Origin of the sequence: Palleronia rufa (assembly GCF_000743715.1) — a bacterium.
In the GTDB taxonomy this organism is placed as follows: Bacteria; Pseudomonadota; Alphaproteobacteria; order Rhodobacterales; family Rhodobacteraceae; genus Palleronia; species Palleronia rufa.
In genome coordinates, this window is sequence record NZ_JQEY01000005.1 from 84,487 (window position 1) to 105,319 (window position 20,833).

A 20,833-nucleotide genomic window follows, 5' to 3' on the forward strand; every position below is an offset into this window, starting at 1 on the left:
GTGGTTTGAGAGGGCGGCATGAAGATCGAGAGCATGAAGCGGCCGGCGTCGGGGAATTTCTGGTGCCGGCACCCCGTGGTCGTGGTGACCTTCGACGCGAACCCCGCCCTTTCGGCTGCGGATCGACGGCGGCTACTGGCCGCGATCGGTCCCCAGAGGTCCGATATGCTCGACTTTCCGGCCTGGGCTACCCTGGGTGCGGCCACCGGTCCGGTTCCGGCGGCCCATGCGGTGGAAGTGCTGGCATTGCTGCTCCAGCGCAGCCTGTGGTGGCCGGTCGCCTACGGCCGGATGGGCCAAGAGGAGGGTGCCGTGTTCGAAACGCGGAACCGTCAGGTGGGACGCATCGCGGCCCAGCGCGCCACGGATGTCGTGGCCCGCTGCATGTCCGGCGAGGACGGCCCGACGCTGCGGCAGACCTTCTTGTCGGCTCTGACCGGATTTCAAAAGCGCACGGCGCGCATGACCCCGGCATTCGATGCGCTGGCCCTTGCCGCAAGCGCCGAGGCAAGGGGCATCTCCTGGACTAGCGTGGCCGACTCCACATTCGTTCGCCTGGGCTCCGGGCGATTTTCCAAGGCCCTCCGCGGGTCCGAGTCCTCGGACACCTCACTCATGGGCAAGCGTCTGGCGAAGAAGAAGGCGGTGACCAACGCGATGCTGGCCGCCGCGGGCCTTCCGGTTCCGGAGCAACGGACTGTCCGCTCGGTCCGCAACGCCGTGCGTGCCTATGTCTCGCTGGGCCGCGAGGTCGTCGTCAAACCCACCGACGGAAATCAGGGCAAGGGCGTGACCGTGCGGCCCGGATCGGCTCTTCAGGTGGCGCGAGCCTTCGTGCGCGCACGCAAGGTTTCACGCTCGGTGCTGGTCGAGGCCTTCGTGCCGGGGGACGAGTACCGGCTGCTGGTGGTCGGTGGCCGGTTCCGTGCGGCCAGTCACCGTCGGCCGGCGCGCGTCACCGGAGACGGACGGACCTCCGTTCGTGAGCTTGTCGCCCGCGTGAACGCAGAGCCGCTGCGCGCGTCCGTGCCCCATGGCCGTCTTGCCGTGCGTCTGCCCATCCCTCTCGACGACAGCGCCGTGGCCCATCTGGCCGGCCAGGGACTGAACACGGAGAGCGTCCCGTCCGCGGGACAGGTGGTGGAGATCAACGGACTGTCCAATGTCAGCCAGGGCGGCGATACGGTGGACCTGACGGATCGTGTCCACCCGGAAATCCGCCGGACCGCAGAGCGCGCGGCCCAGCTTCTGGGTATCGACCTCTGCGGAATCGACTTTCTGACTACGGACCTTACCAAACCGCTGTCCGAAGCGCCCGGCGCCATCTGCGAAGCCAACACCCAACCCGGACTGAGCCTGCACCTTGTGGTCACGGAGGGTCAGGCGCAGGACGTCGCGGCGCATTACGTGGACACGATGTTTCCGGAAGGTGCGCGGACCGGTATTCCCGTCGTCGCCCTCACCGGAGGCGCCGGGGCCACCCGGCTCGCCACGAAAATCGCCGTTGCCGCCCGTGAGCAGGGGCTGCAGGTGGGGCTGTTCCCTGCAGGACTGGCCGATGCGGTCCGGGAAGCGCTGCCGGACTTGGGGCATCCTCTGGCCTTGCCGAGTGTCGAGGCGCTGTCGTGGGAAGAAAGCATCGACGCCGCCCTCATCATGCTGCCGCCGAGCAGCATCGATCGGACGGGAATCGGACGGGACAAGGTGGATCTGGCCATCGTCCCTGCGGACCACCGCAAGCCGGCGACCGGCCGGGCCATCGCCGCGCTGGAACAGGCGGCGGATGGCCGGGTCATGTCCGCGGACAATCCAGCGGCCGTGGCGCGCGCGCTCGATGTGCTGGGCGTCGTCGCACCGGTGCTGCGTTCCGCGCCCGGATCCGCCGCGCCCACCCCGCTTCCGGAGGAGCGCTCAGAGGCGCGGGTGGTCACCTTCGTTGGCGATATCGGTTTCGGAGAGGCCTACCGGCACTATCCCAAGTGCCGCGACCTGCAACGCATCCTGGACCTGAACGGCTACGGATACTGCATGAGCCGGGTCCAGCATCTCATCTCCGAGTCAGACATGGTGATCGGCAATCTGGAGGTTCCCCTGGCCCCCCGGGTCGACGAACGCCTGCGGGGACGCAAGAAGTTCTTGGGCTGGTGTGAGCCGCAGCGTACGCTCGACGCGCTGCGGTCGGCAGGTTTCACGGCATTGTCCCTTGCCAACAACCATGCGCTCGACTGCGGTCCGCTGGGGCTTGCGGCGACGCAGGACAGCCTGACCCGTGCCGGGATCGTCCCGTTCGGCGCCGGCCGTGACGCCGATATCGCAGCGCGGCCCATCGTCCGGCAGATCAGGATCGGCGGACGCACCAGATCCGTGGTGGTCTTCGCCGGGTTCGAGCATCGTGACCGCTACGACCGACGCTACAAATGGTATGCCTCTGCCGGGTCCGAAGGTGTCGCCAGGCTGGAGCCAGCCGTGATCGCCGAGCATATCGCCGCGCTGCGGTCCGAGCTTGCCGATCCCATTTTTGTCGCGTTCCCCCATTGGGGGGTCGATTATCAGGATGTCACGGACGGGCAGAGGGACCTTGCCAAGGCTCTCATCGAGGGGGGCGTCGACGCGGTGATCGGCCATGGCACCCATAGTTGTCAGAGGATCGAGGTCATCGATGGCCGCCCGGTCGTGTTCGGCCTGGGCAACTTTGTCTGGAACACGCCCGGAAGCGGCTTCGGCAAGCACGATGCGCCGCCTTTCGGCCTGGTGGTGGATCTGGCGCTGGGCGCCAGCGATGGGTTCACGCTGCGGGTTCATCCGATCCTGACGGACAATGCGCAGACCCGATTCCGCAACCGTCCTGCCACGGCGGAGGAATTCGATCGCGTGGCCAAGGCATTGCTGCCGGACGAAGGCACGGCCCCCGTCGGCCCCGCCGGTCGATTGCACATTGAGTTGATGTGCCAAGGGGCTGAGACCTGGGTTCGTCGGGCCGAGGCGGACAGAATCTCGGCGGGCTGACGGCAGACTGGGGTGTCATGGCGTGCCCCCGTGGCGAACGGACAAGATGTCGCGGAACGCCGGGCGGTCTTTGGAGTTACTGCAACCAAGCCGCGGGCTCCGTCCCGGTCGGATGCGCGCATGATCCATGCCCGCCATCAGTTTATGGAATGCGCGTGTCAGTTTTTCTCCACGGGGTCGCCACGGCCCTCCCGGTCCACGACCTTCCCCAGGACATCGTACAGGCCAGGGCGCAGGACCTGCTGGGGCCGAAATATCCGCAGTTTCAGCGGCTTCTGTCCACCTTCGCAAGTGCGGGGATCGAAACGCGGCACTCCGTCGTTCCTATAGAGTGGTTCGAAAGTCCCCACGGCTGGAAGGAGCGCAACGACGCCTACATCGCCGGCGCCACGCAGCTTTTCATCGACGCGGCCCGGGCGGCGCTGACGGCGTCGGACTGGCGTGCGGAGGATGTCGATTGCATTGTCACGGTTTCCTCGACGGGCATCGCCACACCGACCCTTGAAGCCCGCGCCATGGAACAGATGGGCTTTCGGCAGGACGTCCGGCGGGTCCCGGTCTTCGGCCTGGGATGCGCAGGCGGCGTGTCCGGACTCTCGGTCGCGCAGTCCCTCGCCGCTGCCCGGCCGGAAGAGCGTGTCCTGCTGGTCGTGGTAGAGACCTGCACCCTGTCCTTCCGCACCGACCGTTTGCAGAAGGCCGACATCATCGCCACCGTGCTCTTCGGCGACGGGGCGGCCGCGGCGTGCCTGTCGGGCCTCCGCTCAGAACGGCAACGGGTGTCGCTGGGTGCAGGCACGCAGACGACATGGCCGGGAACGCTGGGGATCATGGGATGGGATGTGGACGACACCGGCCTTGGAGTCGTCTTCGACCGGTCGATTCCGGGGTTCGTGATCGACCACATGGGGGGCGCGGTGGATCGTGCCCTTGCGGCCACCGGTCTGGCGCGCGGCGACATCGCCCGTTTCGTCTGCCATCCGGGCGGAGCCAAGGTCGTCACAGCGATCGAGAGCGCGTTGCATCTTGAGCAGGGCGCGCTTCAGGCAGAGCGCGAGGTTCTGCGGACCGCGGGCAACATGTCCGCGCCGACCGTCCTTTTCGTGCTGGAGCGGGTGCTGAACGAGGGGGCGACAGGGCAGATGATGGCGTCGGCCCTTGGGCCCGGGTTCTCCGCCGCGTTCCTTCCGTTTCATGTCGAGGCTGCGGCCTCCTGATGACCACCGGCGCTGCGCTGTTTCTGGGGTTCCTGGTGCTTCAGCGCCTGTCGGAACTGGTCATCGCCCGTCGCAATACCGCACGCCTTCTGGCGGCAGGGGCGCGAGAGGTCGCACCTGGCCACTATCCGGTCATCGTGGCGATGCACACCGCGTGGATCCTGTGCCTGATGCTGTTCGGATACGATGAATCCGTCCGTCCCATATAGCTGGTGCTGTTCGCGATCCTCCAGGGGTTGCGGGTCTGGATCCTGGCGACGCTGGGGCGGCGCTGGACGACGCGGATCATCGTGACCGACACGCCGCTTGTGGCGGGCGGTCCATACCGATGGCTCAGCCATCCGAACTATCTGCTGGTCGTGACCGAAATCGCCATCGCCCCCCTGGTGCTGGGCCAATGGTGGATCGCACTGGTCTTCACGCTGCTGAACGCTGTCGTTCTGACGATCCGGATCCGTGCAGAGGACCGGGCGATCCGTCCCTGACGGCGCCTGCGTGTCGCTCCGCATTATTTGGACCCCTGTCCACGGATCGTGCGACCCTTGCGTTCCCCTTCCGGGCCGTTTTCGCAGGCCGCACGCCGACGCGCTCTCCGCCCTAGCCCCTCAGGCGGGTCGCGATCCGGCGGAGGGGGGATGTCAAGCGATAGGACCGGCTGTCTCGGACCGCCTGAGTCTCCGCCTTGGCCGCCTCCGCGGCGATCCGGGCTGTATGAAGCTCCTGTCGAAGATCTTCATTGGATCTGGTGATGACGCCCAGGCCGCGGGTCAAGTCGTCGATCTTCCGGTCGCGCTCCATCAGCATCTGGGCGCGATGGGTCAGCTCTTCCGTCAACGTGTCGATTTCCGCATTCGCGCCATCCCGCGCCGCGTCGGATGCGGCGCGATCCCTCGCGGACCGGACCAGCGGGTCGAACAGGGGCACCAGTGCATCGAGTTTCTTGCGGATCCCGTCCAAGACGGTGCGCTGTCCGGGATCCTCGCCATGCCGCGCCCACGTCATGAGCACGTCTTGGATGTCCCGTATCCACGGCAGCTCTGGGTGGTCGCGATCCGCGTCGGCAAAGGTGAAATGGCGCATGGAGGGGGTCAGAAAGCTTTCGACCTCGGCGGTGGCAAGCGCGGATCGGCGGGGCAAGCGAAGGTCGAGACCATTCTCGATCCGCGCAACCTCTGCGGCCCAGTCGGACAGGAGTCGATCGAAGCTTACGAAAACGCGGGGCAGATCGCGTGACGCACGCTCACCCTCAAGTACGTAGCGCAACCAGATCAACCGCCCCAGAACCGTGTCGAAGCCGTTGCGCTCGGTCAGGGAGGCCGCGACATCCGCTGGGGACCGCACGGCGAACACCATTCGCGTATCATAGCCCGCGCGGCCGAGTACATCGACCCAAAAGGCGGTGAGAAGGCAGATGCGGGGATCCTTCAGCACGATCAGCGGCGAGGCACCGAACTCTGCCACGACCAGGGCCAACGCTTCCTGCGCAAAATACTCGTACCGCGGACTTTGGAGCCAGGCCGGGTTCACGCCGCTCCAATCGTTCCAGACGGTGCCGGCGGCTTCAAGGATCCGGTTGTTCAGATCGGTGATCGGAAAGGATTCGTAGAACCCCTTGGCGTTACGGCCGTCGGCCGGCAGCGGCGTCGCCGGCGCGTCGCAGCCGAGCCGGTTGAGAAGGCCCGAAATGGCCGACGTGCCAGAGCGGTGCATACCCATGATCAGGACCGCAACGCGCCGGCTGGCGGCAGGCTGCGGCGTCCGGGTCTGGGGGGGCGATGGCATCATGGCTGTCCTCTGCGGCGCGGTTCTCTTGCCACGTCCGCCGCGCCAGCGCAAACCAGGCACGATGGGAACCGGATCATGGCAAAAGATCGGCCAGCGGATGCGGATCCGTCAGCACGTTGCGGCTGACCCACAGATGCTCTACGGCGCGCCGCCGCATCTCTGCCACGTCATTCCGCCGTTCAACGATGGCGGCCAGCGCGTCGTACCAGGCGTCCGGCGAGGGCCCGCAGCCGATGGCAAGCCCGTCCGCGACGGCTTGTCCGTACACTTCGCCCTCGGACACCACCGACAAAAGCCCCATGGCGCAATAGTCGAGAAACTTGACGTCCGACTTCGCGCCGTTGAAGGGCGACCGGGCAAGGGGCGCGAGACCCACGTCGAAAGACAGATTGCGGGTCACGTAACGCGCGAAGCCAGGATAGCTGCGTGCGGTCTGCGGAAGGCTGCACACCTCAAGCCACTCGGCCTCGGGGGGGGTCGATGTCACGCCGATGAGTGTCAGGATGAACTGTCCGGGATGCGTGGTTGCCAGACGCTCGAACGCGGGCAGGACCAGTTGGAGGTCCGCGTGATGGGTGGCCGTTCCCATATAAACAAAGCGGATGGGACCGTCCGTGAAAAGCGGGCTGACCGGATTGCGATAGTCGCGCCAGAATCGCGGATCCAGGTCGTTGCGCCGGACGCGGGCCTTGCGGGCCACGTCGGGATAGAGCTTTGCCAGTGCTGGGGTGGAGAACCAGACCTCTTGCGCGGCATCCATCAGACGGCGCAAGGCCGCATCGGCCGCGCGGTAGTCGTCATGGAGGTGAAAGGCGTCGTCGGTATCCACGTAGAGCGGGACGCTCCGCTCTCTCAGGCGGTCGATCAGCCGGGCGGCGTCGTCCGGATCGGAAACGGCGACACGCTGAACGATGCAGATGTCGCAGTGATCCAGTCGGGGATCGTCCGGGCCGTCCAGGGCGATGGGATCCAGGCCCGCGACGGAATGCGCATGATCCGTGGTCAACGGTCCGATCAGGCGGATGAAGGCCGAGCTGGTCCACCAGGCCCGCCCCCTCTGAAGCAGCAGGCCGACGGTGCGGCGCCTGACGGCCGGTGCCAAATCCGGTGCCGGCGCCAACGCCAGCGCAGAAGCGGCTTCGGTCGGCAGAAGCGCCTCGCGGACAGCGTCCAGGATGGTCCCGGCCCGCGCGTTGAACGATTCGTGTTCCGCCACGTGATCGGCAGCGGCGCGGCGCGTGTCGTCGGCCGGAAGCGGCTGGCTTACGGCCTGTAGAAACGCCTGCTCCGTCTCCACCGTCGCCACCGCATCTCCGAACATCGCGTCCACAGAGGGCAAGCGGTCCGAAACCAGGCGGCCGCCACTGGCCAGCACGTCGAAAACGCGGTTCGAGACGAAGCCGAAATCCTTCATCGACTGCCAGTGATCGTTCAGCACGAACCGCGCGGAGCGGTACTTGGCGGACAGCTCTGTGTTCGGCACATTCTGCCCCGCGATGCGCTCCGGAGGGATGAAACCCTCCCACAGAGTGCCGTAGATGTCGATCTCGACGTCGTTTTCCACGGACCAGCGCACCATCTGCCGGTACTCGCGCCGCGAATTTCCGACGAACAGCCCTCTGCCCTCCGAGTCGATCGGCGGCGCGTCCTGCGGCAGGTGAAATCGCTCCGTGTCGGTGCATTGCAGCAATGCGTGGACGGGACGCTCCAGGATCAGCGACAGCAGTGCCGCATAGGATCGCGAGGCCACCATCACCACGTTGCAGGCGGCATATTCCTCATAGGGGACCTGATCCGGGTGGCTGATGTTCCACATGACGGTAATCTGGCTGGGCAGGGCGCGGTGCCCCTCCAGCCCGCGGATCACCAGGGCGACATCGTCCTTCCAGGCGGACGGAAGGCTCCAATCCCCCCGGAAGTCGATCCGGGCGTCATGGCCCCGGCGCTTCAGCGCATCGGACAGCGAGTCGGCATAGTGGAAGTCTCCCCATTCGGCGCGCTTCTCATAGGGAGCGGCGATCTTGATCGCGAAGGAAAGCGACAGCGCGTCCCATGTCTCGGCCGCCGTGGTACGTCCGAGCCGGTTTTTCTGGGCCACGACTTTCCGGAAGAGATACGGTTGCGAGACCGTGATGCGGTTCGCGTCGCCCACGGAGTCGAGATACAGGCATCCGACATAGGGCAGGTAGGCGACCTTGCGTCCCTTGGAATATCGCAGGATCAGATCCCAGTCGACGACCCTGCGCAAATGCTCGTCGAAACCGCCGCGTTCCGCCACCAGTCCGATGCGGTGGGCAAAGACGTTCATATCGACATAGTTCGCCGAAAGACACGCTCTCCAGTCGAATGGCTCACCGCGATAGCCCAGAAGCTCTCCGGTCTCGGTCACCAGGCAGCTGGCGGCATAGGCACAATCAGCGCCGGAGACATGCAGACCGGTCAGCATCAGTTTGACGTGGTCGTGCGTCCAGGTGTTGTCGGAGTCCAGATAGAACACCACGCTGCCGGTCGCATGGTTCAGCGCGACGTTGCGGGCCGCACTGACGCCGCGGTGGTCGGCTTCGAACACACGCAAACGGGGATCATCAATGCGGGCCAGACGCTCTATCGTGTCGTCGGTGCTGCCGTCGTCGACGACCAGCAGTTCGAGGTCGGAGTGGGACTGGGTCAGGACCGAGCGGACGGCGGCCCCGATCAGCCCGGCGCGGTTGTAGGTCGGCATGACGACCGATACTTTGATGGCGGCGCAGTCGGCATCGTAGAGCGCTTCGGCGGCGGCCGCGTAGCGGCGTGCGGCAACGGTGTCGAAGGTCGCCGTCATTTTGCGGGGGTTTGATGACGGCGGGTCGGTGACGCGGGCCATGGCCTTGCGCGCCTCGCGGACCGTCATCCGCCAGCCGCGGTTCGACAGGCCCGAGGCAGCGACAGCCTGGGCGGGGCTCGTCGCGAAACCGTCAGGCAAGGGAATCCGCCGGCCCTCGATCCGGCCGCTTTGCTCATAGTGCAAAAGCGGATTGAGCCCGGCTCTTTTCACATCGCGATGGGCAGCGAGGTATCCAAGCGTGTCGAACGCTGGCCCCGGATTGCGGCCCAGGCTGACGCCGAACATCAGATAGTGTCGCGCGGGGTCGATGCCGCTCACGACGACGTCCGGATAGGTTTTGCGGTACCAGTCCGGATCGAAGAGCGGACTGCGGGAAATCAGCAGGACCGCATCGTCGCGCCCGTACCAGGTGTCGAGGGGTCCAGCGGCCAAGGTCATCGGAACATGGGCCCATCCTGCGATGCCCTGCGGCGATCATGGGCTGCGCCCGGACCGAAATACTGAAATCTTACGGAACAGATGGCAATCAACGTCAAATACCGGCCTTCGGAAACCGTCCACGGCGTCTTATCCAATCTGCGCGGCGGATACCATCCTCCAGCCGCAAAATTCCGGGCTCCGCCTGTTCCCGGCGGCGGTTGGCAGCCCGCATGTTTTCCCTTAGACCACACCGCGAGACAGGTGCGCAGCCTCCGCTGAAGGCGTCCGGGGGGGGGAAGAAAGCGGGTCCGGCGGCCGGCCGGATGGACATCAGCGACGGGCGGGCCATCATATGACGCCGACATGCAATATCTGCGGTCGCTCCAGCTGGGGCGACATGGGCAAGCGCAAGAACGTCCGCTGCACGGCCTGCGGGTCCTTGGAGCGAACGCGGGTCATCAAGCTCTTCCTGGCCAGAGACTGGACCGCGGGTCCCGGGCGCCGCGTCTTCCACCTTGCCCCGGAGAAGGGTCTTTACGGCTATCTGGCCTCACTCGACCTGAAGGAATATCGCGCGGTGGATTTCTGTCCGGAAAACTTCCGGTTCGCGGAAATAGAGCGCTTCGACCTGTGCAGCGACGGCCCGCAACTGCCGTCGAACCGATACGACCTGATCCTCCACGCACATGTGATGGAGCATATCCCCTGCAACGTCACCGCGGCGCTCGCCCATCTCCACCGCTCTCTGACCCCAGATGGGCTGCACCTGCTCTGCATCCCCTTCATGCACGGAGAGTCCGAAGAGGATCTGGCGGCCCTGAGCCCCGAAGAGGCGCAGCGCAGGTTCGGTCAGAGCGACCACGTCAGGAAATTCGGCAAAGAAGATCTGGCGCGGAACCTCGGAATGGCCTTCAGTTTGCCAGAGCCGTACAGCCTGCTGAACTACTTTTCCGCTGACGTTCTGCGCACGAGCAACGTGCCGGAACGGGAATGGCACGGGCTGAACGGCACGTCAGTGTTCCCACTGCGAAAGTCTGATTACCTGCTCTGAAACACGGCGGGCTGCGTTCGTCTCGGCCCCGGTTGGCCTTTGATTTGCCGCGGACACTACGGCTCTTGTCGTCGGTCGGGCTGTTTTGTCTGTACCGGTCAACGAATTCGCTTCGATCCAGGCCAACCGCGAAAAGGCCTTACGCTGCCAGCGTAGCGCCCGACGATAAGGAGGGGCGCGTCTGGCAAATCTTGCCGGACGCGCTATGTGCCCTGAGCGACACAAAAAGACCGGGGAGAGAGACATGTATCGCCGAAAATTCTTGACGACGGCTGCACTGGGCGGCGCCGGAGCCGTAACGCTGGCCGCACCGGCCATTGGTCAATCCGCGCAGCAGGTGAAGTGGCGTTGCACGTCATCCTTCCCCAAGGCGCTCGACACGATCTACGGGGGGGCAGAGGACGTTGCCACCTATGTCCGGGAAGCCACCGACGGCGCTTTCGACATTCAGGTCTTCGCGGGTGGTGAGATCGTCCCGGGCCTCCAGGCAGCCGATGCCGTTCAGAACGGCACGGTAGAGATGTGCCATACCGCGGCCTACTACTATGTCGGGAAATCGCCGACCTGGGCACTGGGCGCTGTCATCCCTTATGGGCTAAACAACCGCGGCATGAACGCGTGGCTGTACTACGGGGACGGGGTGGAGCTGCTGAACGAGTTCTACAACGCCCAGGGGCTGCAGTATTTGCCCGCCGGCAACACTGGAACCCAGATGGGCGGCTGGTTCCGAAACGAGATCGGCGGACTGGCGGATATGGACGGTTTGCAAATGCGCATCGCCGGTCTTGCGGGACGGGTCATGGAGCAGATCGGCGTGGTGCCGCAACAGATCGCCGGTGGCGATATCTACCCCGCTCTCGAGCGTGGAACGATCGACGCGGCTGAGTGGATCGGTCCGTACGACGACGAAAAGCTCGGCTTCTACCAAGTCGCGCCTTATTACTACTATCCTGGCTGGTGGGAAGGGAACCTGACCCTGAACGTCTTCGTCAACCAGTCTTCCTGGGACGGGCTGCCCCAGCAGTACAAGAGCCTTCTGTCCACCGCCTGCCGCGCCGCCAACACGGAGATGATGGCGGAATACGACTACAAGAACCCAGCCGCCCTGCGACGGCTGGTCGAAAACGGCGCCCAGCTTCGCGCCTATCCGCAGGAGGTTCTGGACGCCACATATGATGCGTCGCTGAGCCTCTATTCGGACCTGCGGCAGAGCGAAGACGGCTGGGGCAAGATCTACGACTCGATGATGGCGTTCCAGAACGAACATTTCCTGTGGCAGCAGGTCGCCGAATCCACCTTTGCGCAGTTCATGCAGGACAAGCAGAAGGCCGGCGCGCTTCCGGCGCAGGTATCGGGGGGCGGATCGTCGGGCAATCAGTAACGATCAACTCCGCGTGGCATGGAAAGATCCGGGCTGATGCCCGAGCCTTTTTCCGTTCAGTTGAAGTTGAATTCGCCAGCGTCTGAGTTTCGCCCCTCCGGGTCCTGACCACCGCGCGGCCGCTCTGTCTGGCCTTCGGCCCCCGACGCGGGAGCCTGCATTGTATCGGCATCATCTGCGTCAGAGGTTCCGCCTCCGCCTCCTCCGAAGTTGAAACCGCCGCCTGCGCCGCTTGACCGACCCCCGCTCTGTGAGTCTTCGCCGGAGCCGCCGTTGCCGAAATTGAAACCGCCGTCAGTTTCGCCCGTCTCTCCAGAGGCACCGGATGCTCCGCCATTGCCGAAATTCAGCCCGTCGGATCCGCCCCCATTGACGCCCGACCCGGATGCCGGCACGGATTGCTGCCCTCTGGCGTCGTCGTAGTGTGTGACGAGCGACGGCACCGAAATGACCAGCATGATCAGCGCGAACTGGATGGCGATATAGGGAAGGACGCCCTTGTAGATCTCACTGGTCCGGATGCGGGGTTGCTGTTCTCCGGTCGCTTCGTCGGTCCATTCCCGCGACGGCGCGACCGACCTGAGGTAGAACAGCGCAAAACCGAAGGGCGGGGTCAGGAAGGAGGTTTGCAGATTCATCGACAGGATGACGCCGAACCAGATCAGGTCGATTCCCAGCGTCTGGGCGACCGGGGCCAGAAGCGGCACCAGGATGAAGGCGATCTCGAAGAAGTCGAGAAAGCAACCCAGCACAAACACCACGATCGTCACGACGATCAGGAACCCGGCCTGACCGCCCGGAAGGCCCAGCAGGAGCTCCTCCAGCCAGACCTGACCGTTCACCCCATAGAAGGTCAGGCCGAACACCCGCGCGCCGATCAGGATGAACATGACGAAGGCCGACAGCTTCGCCGTCGCCTCCACCGCCGAGCGCGTGGTCGCCCAGTCGAGCCGCCTTTTTGCGATGGCCAGGACCAGCGCGCCCACCGCGCCCATGGCGCCGCCCTCCGTCGGAGTGGCGATCCCCAGAAAGATCGTGCCCAGCACCAGGAAGATCAATGCCAGCGGCGGGATCAGAACGATGACCACCTCCTCGGCAAGCCTGGAGAGCAGCCCCAAACTCATCCAACGGTTCACCAGCGCGATGGCGTAGCAGACGACCACGGTGACGGTCGCCGCGAAGACGACCCGCGTTGCCGGGATCATGTCGGCAAAGAGCAGGCGGGCGGACCCGACATAGATCACCACGGCGAGGGCGAAGATCCCGAGCAAGGACAGAACGCCGGAGCCCAGCCGCCGCTCTTCCTCTGGCAGGGCCGGGACGGTTTCGGGCCGCAGGACGGTCAGGCCGAGCACGTAGAGACAGTAGGCGGCGATGACGATCAGCGCGGGGTAAAGCGCGCCGACGTACATGTCGCCGACCGACACGCCCAACTGATCCGCCATAACGATGAGGACCAGCGAAGGAGGCACGATCTGCGCCAGAGTGCCGGCGGCGGCAATAGTGCCGGTCGCAACCGTCGGGCTGTAGTTGTAGCGCTGCATGATTGGCAGCGAGATGAGGCCCATGGCGATCACCGACGCGGCCACGACGCCCGTGGTCGCCGCCAGAAGCGCGCCCACCAGCACCACCGCAAAGGCCACCCCGCCCCTGAGCGGCCCGAAGAGCTGTCCCACGGTGTCGAGCAGGTCCTCCGCCATCCCCGACCGTTCCAGGATCAGCCCCATGAAGGTGAAGAACGGAATCGCAAGCAGCGTGTCGTTCGACATGATGCCGAAGACCCGTTCCGGCATGGCCCTGAGAAGCGGCCAGAAAAGATTGATGTCGCTGGAATAATCGGACAGGCCGACGCCGACGACGAAATAGAACAGACCGCCGGCCGCCAGGGTAAGCGCCACTGGATAGCCCAGGACCAGAAGCCCCATAACGGAGATGAACATGATGGGCGCAAGGTTCTGGGCGATGAGTTCGATCATCTCATCGCCCCCCGGCGGCGTCTTGACCGACGGAGGGTATGTCTTTGGCCGCATCGGGATCGTCCGGCAGCGGCAGATGCCCCGCCAGCATGGCGCTGCGCTTGATGATCTCGGCCACGCCCTGGGCCGCGAGCATGAGGAACCCGACCAGGATCCAGAGCTTCGCGGGCCAGCGAATCAGTCCGCCGGCATTGCTGGACTGCTCTCCCGACAGCAACGATGACACGAAGAACGGCCATGACAGGTAGATCATCATCACCGCGAAAGGCATCAGGAACAGGATGTGACAGAAAAGGTCGATCATCACCCGGGTGCGGACCGTCAGCCGCTGCGAAAGCACGTCGACGCGGACGTGCTCATCCTCGCGCAGGGTCCACGCGGCGCAGATCATGAACACCGCCCCGAACAGGTACCACTGAAGTTCGAGCCACGCGTTCGATGAGATGTTGAAACTCTTGCGGACGACGGCATTGCCCGCGGATACCAAAACGGCGGCCAGGATCAGCCAGGCCACCCAACGGCCGATCCATCCGTTGACCTTGTCGATGCCGCGCGCGGCCGCGAGTAGTCCTGCCATCGAACGATCCTTTTCGCCACTGTCTGATCTCAGCAGTCTGACAATCTCTCGATCCCGCGCATAGTGCCGAAACGTCAAGGCGCCGTTTTGTCGGCCACGCCCATGTAGATGACCGTCCTGAGCGGGATCGGGCCGAACACGGGATCGCCGCGGCGGTTCAGGCCGACCGGCCCCAGTCCGCTCCAGCGCCGCGGCGTGAGGTTCGCCGCTTCCAGCGCCGCCGCAAGCTCATCCGGTGTGATGAACATGTCCGGATCGTGGGTGCCCTTCGGCAGCACCCGCAGCAGGTCCTCGGCCACGGTGATCGCCGCAAGCCGGGACAGGGGATTGCGGTTGATCGTGTCGAAGAGGAACCTTCCATCCGCCACCAATACCCGGGACACCTGGGCCAGAACGGCGGTCAGGTCCCGCACATGCTCCAGCACATCGACGCAGACCACGGCATCGAAACTGGCATCGGCATAGGACATCTCTTCGCCGGTGCCGATGTCGTAGCGAATATCGAGCCCCTCGGCCGCCGCATGGGACCGCGCGGCCTCGATCGCCTGCCCCGCCGGGTCGAGCCCGGTGACCCGCGCCCCGCGCCGGGCCAACGCTTCGGCCATGAAGCCGCCCGCGCAGCCCAGGTCCAACACGCGCTTGCCCTCCCACGACATGTGCCGGTCGAACCACTTGAGCCGTCCGGGCACCATGTTCTTGAGGATCCGCACCCACCGGATGTCATCGGACCACCAGTTGGCGGCCGCATCGTCGTAAATCTTCAGGTCGTTCCGCCCAGCCATGGTGCCACTGCTCCGCGTTTTTTCGACAGATAGGCCGTCGGCGGAAAACGAACACGTTTTTACGCGTTAGCGCGGTATTCAAACCCGCCTGTCATGGTGATCCCGGGGAAGAGGAGGGGTTCCATGACCCAGAGCGACGCAGCGCCGGTGATCATTCGCCGCAAAAAGGTCATCGCCGCCGCCGGACATCACGGCGGTGCTTGGAAAGTCGCCTATGCCGACTTCGTGACGGCCATGATGGCGTTCTTCTTGATGATGTGGCTGCTGAGCGCCACGACGGAGGACCAACGTCAGGGACTGGCCGACTACTTCAGTCCGGAAATCCCGATCTCAAAGGAATCGGGCGGCTCCAGGGATGTGCTGTCGGGCGATTCGCTGGCCGCGACCGACTCTCTCAATGGCGTGGCACAGGCCAGCGCCGAGCAGGAGGCGGAGGTCATTGCCGAAATCGCCGCCAGGTTCGACGCTGAATCCGGTGAAAGCGACGTGGCGGACCGGCTTCTGCGTCACGTCAAGACGCGCGTCACCGACGAAGGGCTTGTGGTCGACATCTTCTCGCTACCGGGCGCGCCGATCTTCGAAGGCGACGGCGCCGGACCGACGCCGCTTTTCCACGAACTGGTGGCGGTGGTCGACGACATCTTCCGCATGGCCAGCAACCGCGTCGCCATCCAGGGCCATGTCCGCGCGCAGCCGGTGGTCCGCCAGGACCGCGACGGCTGGGCCGTTTCCCGTGACCGGGCAGAGGCCGCCCGGGTTCTTCTGGCCGATGGCTGGACCGGAGAGGGGCGCATCGCACGTACCGCCAGTTTCGCCGACAACGTGCCGCTCCACCCCGACAGGATGGACGTGCGCAACGACAGGGTCGAACTCATCCTGCTCAGAAATGCCCGGCGTTAGGGGCCTGTTAAGAGCGCTCGATTAACAAGGTCGAAAGGACGCGCACGATCCGCCACCGAAAGGGCCTGCCCATGTCGATCTCCTCATCCCTTGCCGCTGGTGTCAGCGGACTGAACGCGAATGCCCAGAAACTGGCCAGCATTTCCGACAATATCTCGAATTCCGCTACTTTCGGATACAAGCGCAGCTTCACCGACTTCCATTCCATGGTGATCAACTCGGGGACAGAGGCGCGATTCAGCGCCGGTGGTGTCCGGTCGACGACCTCCCGAATGATCGATGAGCAAGGGCAGTTGCAAGGTTCGGCCAACGCGACGGACATTGCGATCCAGGGGCGCGGTTTTCTGCCTGTCACCGATCTCGCCGGCATAGATCAGGGGGCGAACCGGCCCCTTGCCCTTTCGACGACGGGCTCCTTCCGTCCGGACGCGGAAGGCGTGCTCGTCAGCCCTGCCGACAAGGTGCTCCTCGGCTGGCCTGCGTCCCTGGACGGCACCTTCAGAAGCTTCCCGCGCGACAGCGCCGATGGGCTGCAGCCCGTCAATGTCTACCACAACCAGTTCGCCGCCAACCCGACGACGGAGATGAACATCGCGCTCAACCTGCCGTCCGACGACTCCGATCCCGCCAGCCCTGGTGGGCCGCACGACCTTTCGATCGAGTACTACGGCAACCTCGGTCAGACAGAGTCCCTGAACTTCGCCTTCGCGCCCACCGGCACGGCGAATGAATGGCAGATGACCATCACGGACAGCAACTCCGGCGGCGCCGTCGTCGGAGAGTACACGCTGGCCTTCAACGACGCCAATGTCGGCGGTGGGACGCTGGCATCCGTCACCACCGTCTCCGGCGGCGGCTACGACCCGGCGACGGGCGCGTTCGACGTCCCCGTAGGCGGTGGAATCATCTCGGTCGGGATCGGAAAACCCAACGAGGGTGGCGGGATCACTCAGCTGGATTCGAGTTTTGCGCCCTCGACACTCGACAAGAACGGCTCCACCGTCGGCAATTTCCTGGGCGTCGAGATTGACGAAAAGGGGATTGTCCGGGCGATCTACGATTCCGGTTTCACGCGCCCGATCTACCAGGTTCCCGTCATCGACGTTCCCAATCCGAACGGCCTGACCGCCCGGGACGCCCAGACCTATACCATCAGCATGGAGTCCGGCAGCATGTTCCTGTGGGATGCCGGCGACGGGCCGGTAGGGGCGACCGCCGGCTATACCCGTGAGGCCAGCACCACCGACGTGGCATTCGAGCTCACGCAGCTGATCCAGACCCAGAGGGCGTATTCGTCCAACGCGAAGATCATCCAGACCGTCGACGAAATGCTCCAGGAAACCACCAACCTGAAACGGTAAACCATGTCCCTTTCCGCTGCCCTGTCCTCAGCCGTCTCGGGTCTGACCGCCGCCAGCCGGTCGGCGCAGACGATCTCGTCCAACGTCGCGAATGCGCTGACGCCGGGATACGCCTCCCGCACGACCGAGTTGGAGAGCGCGTCCTTCGGCGGCGTTCGGCTCAGCGGCATCAGCCGAAGGGAGAATATCGCGCTGACGACGGATCGCCGTATGGCCGATGCCGAGGTGGCCGGGCAGGATGCCCGCCTCACGGGGCTCGGGAAGGTGGTCGCCGCCATCGGAAGTGCCGCGTCCGATGATAGCATTTCTGCCCGTCTGGTGGATTTTGAGGGTGCGCTCATCACCACGGCCAGCGACCCCGGGTCCGTTTCCGGTCTGGACAGCCTGTTTCAGAAAGCCGCCACGCTCGCCTCTCGCATCAATGAGGCCGGGACCGCTATCCAGGCCGCGCGGCTTGATGCCGAAACCGGAATCGCGTCCTCCGTCGCGCGCTTGAACCAGGGCCTTGCCCGTGTCGACAAGCTGAACGTCGAGATCGCCCGGCGAAGCGTGACGGGCGGAGATATCAATCCCCTTGTCGACCAGCGCCGACAGATCATCGACGGGATCTCCGACATCGTGCCGATCCGCCAGATCCAGCGCGAAAACGGTCGCATCGCCCTGATAACCGGAAACGGGCAGCTGCTGCTCGATTCCCGGCCCGTGGAAATTTCGTTCAGCCCGACGCCCGCAGTGACGCCGTCCATGGGTCTTGGTGCGCCTCTTGGGACGGTTCTTGTCGGCGGGCGCGAAATCGACATGGCCAAGCCGGACGGAAAGCTTGCGGGCGGCGAACTTTCGGCGCTCTTCGATCTCCGCGACCGGGAACTGCCCGGTGCGCAGGCACAGCTAGACGCCTTCGCGTGGGAACTCGGCCAAAGACTCGAAGCCGATGCGTTGGACCCCACGACCCCTCCCGGCGCTCCGGGTCTGTTCACGGATGTGGGGGCGACGGTGGGCTCGGCCCCGAGCGCGGGGCTTGCGCAGCGCCTTCAGGTAAACGCGGCCGTGGACCCGTCGAACGGCGGCGAAACCTGGCGGCTCCGCGACGGGCTGAACGCCGCCGCCCCGGGCGAGGCCGGAGACGCCAGGTTGCTGAACGCGCTGTCGGAGGCCTTGAGCCTCTCCCGGGTTCCGGGCGCGTCGGCGCTCGGCCCGACGGCCAGATCGCTGGGCGGCCTGGCCGTGGAACTTTCCGCCCGAGGCGACAGCCGATCATTCGCCGCAGAGACCGACCTGACCTTTTCCGCCGCTCGGGCCGACGCGCTGCTTGAGTCCGAGCTGTCGCTCGGCGTGGATACCGACGATGAGATGCGACGGCTTCTTCTGGTGGAGCAGGCCTATGCCGCAAACGCGCGGGTCATCGACGCGGCCGGTCGCATGATCGACCGCCTGATGGAGATTTGAGATCATGATGACAACGATCGGCGACCTGGCCCGGAACTTCGTAAATCAGCGCAGCGATGCGCGGCTGACACGAGACATCCAGTCACTGGGGCGGGAATTGACCACCGGGCTTGTGTCCGACCCTGTAGCGCAGCTTCGCGGCGCAAGCGGGCCGGTGGCCGCGATCGACCGGTCCCTGTCGCTGCTCGACGCCTACGATCTGAGCCGCAAGAAGGTCGAGACGCTGGCCAACGGGGCCCAGGCGGCGATGACCAACCTGGCCAATCACATCGAAACTCTTCAATCCGCGGTCGCCGGTGTGCTTCCCGGCTCCGATACCCAGGCCGTGAGTGCGGCATCGGCGACGGCACGGCAGGGGTTTCGCGCCTTTGTGGCAACCTTGAACACCCAGGTAGCCGGCGAATCCCTGTTTTCGGGCACACGCACCACAGGACCTGCCGTGAGGCCTGCGGAAGACATCCTCGCGGACGTGGTGGCGACTCTTGGTGGAATTACCACGGCGGACGGGGTCGAAGCTGCTGTCGACGCGTATTTCGCACCGGGCGGCGCGTTCGACGTCAACGACTACCTTGGATCGAACTTGTCGAGAGACGACATCCAGGTCGGGCAGAGCGAAACCGTTTCCTTTCAGCAAAAGGCAGATGACCGGCGTCTGCGTGACGGCTTGGCTGTTCTTGCCAAACTGGCCGTGCTGGACATGGGTGTTCTTTCGGGCGAACCGGGCCAGCGTGTTCGTGTGGCAAGTGCCGCGGCGGTCGGCACGCTGAAGGCAAGCGACGGGATCGTCGCGATGGCCGCGGAGATCGGCGCCGGACAGGAGCGCATCGAACGTGTCGGCGTCCGGATCAGCGCCGAACGGGACAGCCTTGCGCAGATGAAGCTCGATCTGCTCGGAGCCGATCCCTACCGGACCGCAACGCGGCTCCAGCAGACCGAGGCGCAGATAGAGACGCTCTACACCCTGACGGCCCGCCTCTCCCGCCTGTCCCTGACGGCCTATCTCTGATGCGCTTCCTGGTGCTCGCGCTTGTCTTTCTTACCTTGACGCTGCCCGCGTCGGCGGCGGGCGTCCGGATCAAGGACCTGGTGGAGTTCGACGGGGTGCGCGGCAACGACCTTGTGGGCTACGGCCTTGTCGTCGGTCTGAATGGAAGCGGCGACGGTCTGAGGAATGCACCGTTCACCGAAGAGATCATGTCGACGATCCTCGAAAGACTCGGGGTGAACGTCTCAGGAGAGCAATTTCGCCCGAAGAACGTGGCCGCGGTGCTCGTGACAGCGGACCTTCCGCCGTTCTCGCGTGCGGGAAGCCGCATCGACGTGACCGTCTCCGCGATCGGCGACGCCAGCTCGCTGCTCGGCGGAACGCTGGTGATGACGCCGCTCAACGCGGCGGACGGCCAGATCTATGCGGTCGCGCAGGGGACCGTGATTGCGGGCGGGGTCGTCGCCCAAGGCGATGCGGCATCTGTCACGCAGGGCGTTCCCACCTCCGGCTCGATCCCGGCGGGTGCCCGGATCGAGCGGGAGATCGACTTCGATTTCGGGTCGCTTGAAAGCGTCCGCCTGGCGCTTCGGACGCCCGATTTCACCACGGCCAGCCGCATCGAGCAGGCGATCAACCAGAACCTTCGCCGATCGGTCGCGGTCATGCTTGATGCGGGAACGGTCCTTCTCGACATCGCCGCGACCGGAGCGCCGTCCCCCGCCCACGCGCTTCAGAGCATCGAAAACATTCCCGTCGATCCGGAGCGGCGCGCACGCGTGGTCGTCGACCAGCGGTCGGGCACGATCGTGATGGGTGAGGACGTCCGCATCAGCCGGGTCGCCGTGAGCCAGGGCGGCCTGACCGTGCGGATCGAAGAAGCGCCGCTGGTGGTTCAGCCGAACCCCTTCGCGCCGGGTGAGACGGTCATCGTCCCGCGCACCGGGGCCCAGATCGAACAAAGGCCAGGCATCGGACTTGCCGAAGTCCCGGAGAGCGCTTCGCTGTCGGACGTGGTCGCCGGTCTCAACGCGCTCGGCGTGGCGCCGCGCGACATGATCGATATCCTCAAAAGCATCAAGGCCGCCGGTGCGCTGCATGCCGATTTTATCGTGCAATGAG

Annotated in this window: 16 protein-coding genes; 11 read left to right on the plus strand and 5 right to left on the minus strand. The window is 65.2% G+C overall.

Annotated elements, in window-relative coordinates; all coding sequences use genetic code 11:
* Positions 1-18 precede the first annotated feature (18 nt).
* The 4 genes from KW83_RS08990 (at position 19) to KW83_RS21435 (ending at position 4,708) form a co-directional block, all read left to right on the plus strand.
* Entirely contained in the window at positions 19-3,006 is a 2,988-nt protein-coding gene (locus tag KW83_RS08990; protein ID WP_036177609.1) for a CapA family protein, read from the plus strand.
* Between the two features lie 149 nt (positions 3,007-3,155).
* Positions 3,156-4,223, plus strand: a complete 1,068-nt coding sequence (locus KW83_RS08995; protein WP_036177612.1) for a type III polyketide synthase — start codon at positions 3,156-3,158, stop codon at positions 4,221-4,223.
* The gene (locus tag KW83_RS21430) at positions 4,223-4,432 is read left to right on the plus strand and encodes a hypothetical protein (RefSeq protein WP_235191392.1); all 210 of its coding nucleotides are present in this window, start codon (positions 4,223-4,225) and stop codon (positions 4,430-4,432) included. The genes KW83_RS08995 and KW83_RS21430 overlap by 1 nt, the downstream gene beginning before the upstream one ends.
* A 3-nt stretch (positions 4,433-4,435) precedes the next feature.
* Complete coding sequence (locus KW83_RS21435) at positions 4,436-4,708, plus strand: isoprenylcysteine carboxylmethyltransferase family protein (RefSeq protein WP_235191393.1); 273 nt, start codon at positions 4,436-4,438, stop codon at positions 4,706-4,708.
* 112 nt (positions 4,709-4,820) lie between these two features.
* Here KW83_RS21435 and KW83_RS09005 read toward each other — a convergent pair whose 3' ends face one another.
* Together KW83_RS09005 and KW83_RS09010 are read right to left on the minus strand one after the other, a co-directional pair.
* Complete coding sequence (locus KW83_RS09005) at positions 4,821-6,005, minus strand: sulfotransferase family protein (protein WP_152563537.1); 1,185 nt, start codon at positions 6,003-6,005, stop codon at positions 4,821-4,823.
* A 76-nt stretch (positions 6,006-6,081) separates the two neighbouring features.
* Complete coding sequence (locus KW83_RS09010) at positions 6,082-9,270, minus strand: glycosyltransferase (RefSeq protein ID WP_051928393.1); 3,189 nt, start codon at positions 9,268-9,270, stop codon at positions 6,082-6,084.
* Between the two features lie 379 nt (positions 9,271-9,649).
* On the opposite strand from KW83_RS09010, the gene KW83_RS19125 reads away from it, so the two are divergent.
* Together KW83_RS19125 and KW83_RS09020 are read left to right on the plus strand one after the other, a co-directional pair.
* A complete protein-coding gene (locus KW83_RS19125; RefSeq protein ID WP_161785471.1) occupies positions 9,650-10,303 on the plus strand; it encodes a methyltransferase domain-containing protein in 654 nt (217 codons plus the stop codon).
* A 244-nt stretch (positions 10,304-10,547) separates the two neighbouring features.
* The gene (locus KW83_RS09020) at positions 10,548-11,684 is read left to right on the plus strand and encodes a TRAP transporter substrate-binding protein (RefSeq protein ID WP_036177615.1); all 1,137 of its coding nucleotides are present in this window, start codon (positions 10,548-10,550) and stop codon (positions 11,682-11,684) included.
* 56 nt (positions 11,685-11,740) lie between these two features.
* Here KW83_RS09020 and KW83_RS09030 read toward each other — a convergent pair whose 3' ends face one another.
* From KW83_RS09030 to ubiG, 3 genes are all read right to left on the minus strand, one after another.
* Positions 11,741-13,660, minus strand: coding sequence for a TRAP transporter large permease (locus tag KW83_RS09030; RefSeq protein WP_081904534.1), 1,920 nt, complete (start codon positions 13,658-13,660; stop codon positions 11,741-11,743).
* Between the two features lies 1 nt (position 13,661).
* Positions 13,662-14,237 carry a TRAP transporter small permease subunit gene (locus KW83_RS09035; RefSeq protein ID WP_036177617.1) on the minus strand — a complete coding sequence of 192 codons (576 nt, stop codon included), beginning with the start codon at positions 14,235-14,237 and terminating at the stop codon, positions 13,662-13,664.
* A gap of 74 nt (positions 14,238-14,311) precedes the next feature.
* A complete protein-coding gene (gene ubiG, locus KW83_RS09040) occupies positions 14,312-15,019 on the minus strand; it encodes a bifunctional 2-polyprenyl-6-hydroxyphenol methylase/3-demethylubiquinol 3-O-methyltransferase UbiG (RefSeq protein WP_036177622.1) in 708 nt (235 codons plus the stop codon).
* Positions 15,020-15,142: 123 nt separating this feature from the next.
* On the opposite strand from ubiG, the gene KW83_RS09045 reads away from it, so the two are divergent.
* From KW83_RS09045 to KW83_RS09065, 5 genes are all read left to right on the plus strand, one after another.
* Positions 15,143-15,919, plus strand: coding sequence for a flagellar motor protein MotB (locus KW83_RS09045; RefSeq protein WP_036177623.1), 777 nt, complete (start codon positions 15,143-15,145; stop codon positions 15,917-15,919).
* Positions 15,920-15,990: 71 nt separating this feature from the next.
* A complete protein-coding gene (locus KW83_RS09050) occupies positions 15,991-17,280 on the plus strand; it encodes a flagellar hook protein FlgE (protein ID WP_036177624.1) in 1,290 nt (429 codons plus the stop codon).
* A gap of 3 nt (positions 17,281-17,283) precedes the next feature.
* A complete protein-coding gene (locus KW83_RS09055) occupies positions 17,284-18,726 on the plus strand; it encodes a FlgK family flagellar hook-associated protein (protein ID WP_036177626.1) in 1,443 nt (480 codons plus the stop codon).
* Positions 18,727-18,880: 154 nt separating this feature from the next.
* Positions 18,881-19,732, plus strand: a complete 852-nt coding sequence (locus KW83_RS09060) for a flagellin (protein WP_161785472.1) — start codon at positions 18,881-18,883, stop codon at positions 19,730-19,732.
* Positions 19,732-20,832, plus strand: a complete 1,101-nt coding sequence (locus tag KW83_RS09065; RefSeq protein WP_036177630.1) for a flagellar basal body P-ring protein FlgI — start codon at positions 19,732-19,734, stop codon at positions 20,830-20,832. Before KW83_RS09060 ends, KW83_RS09065 begins: the two co-directional genes overlap by 1 nt.
* Position 20,833: the final 1 nt, after the last annotated feature.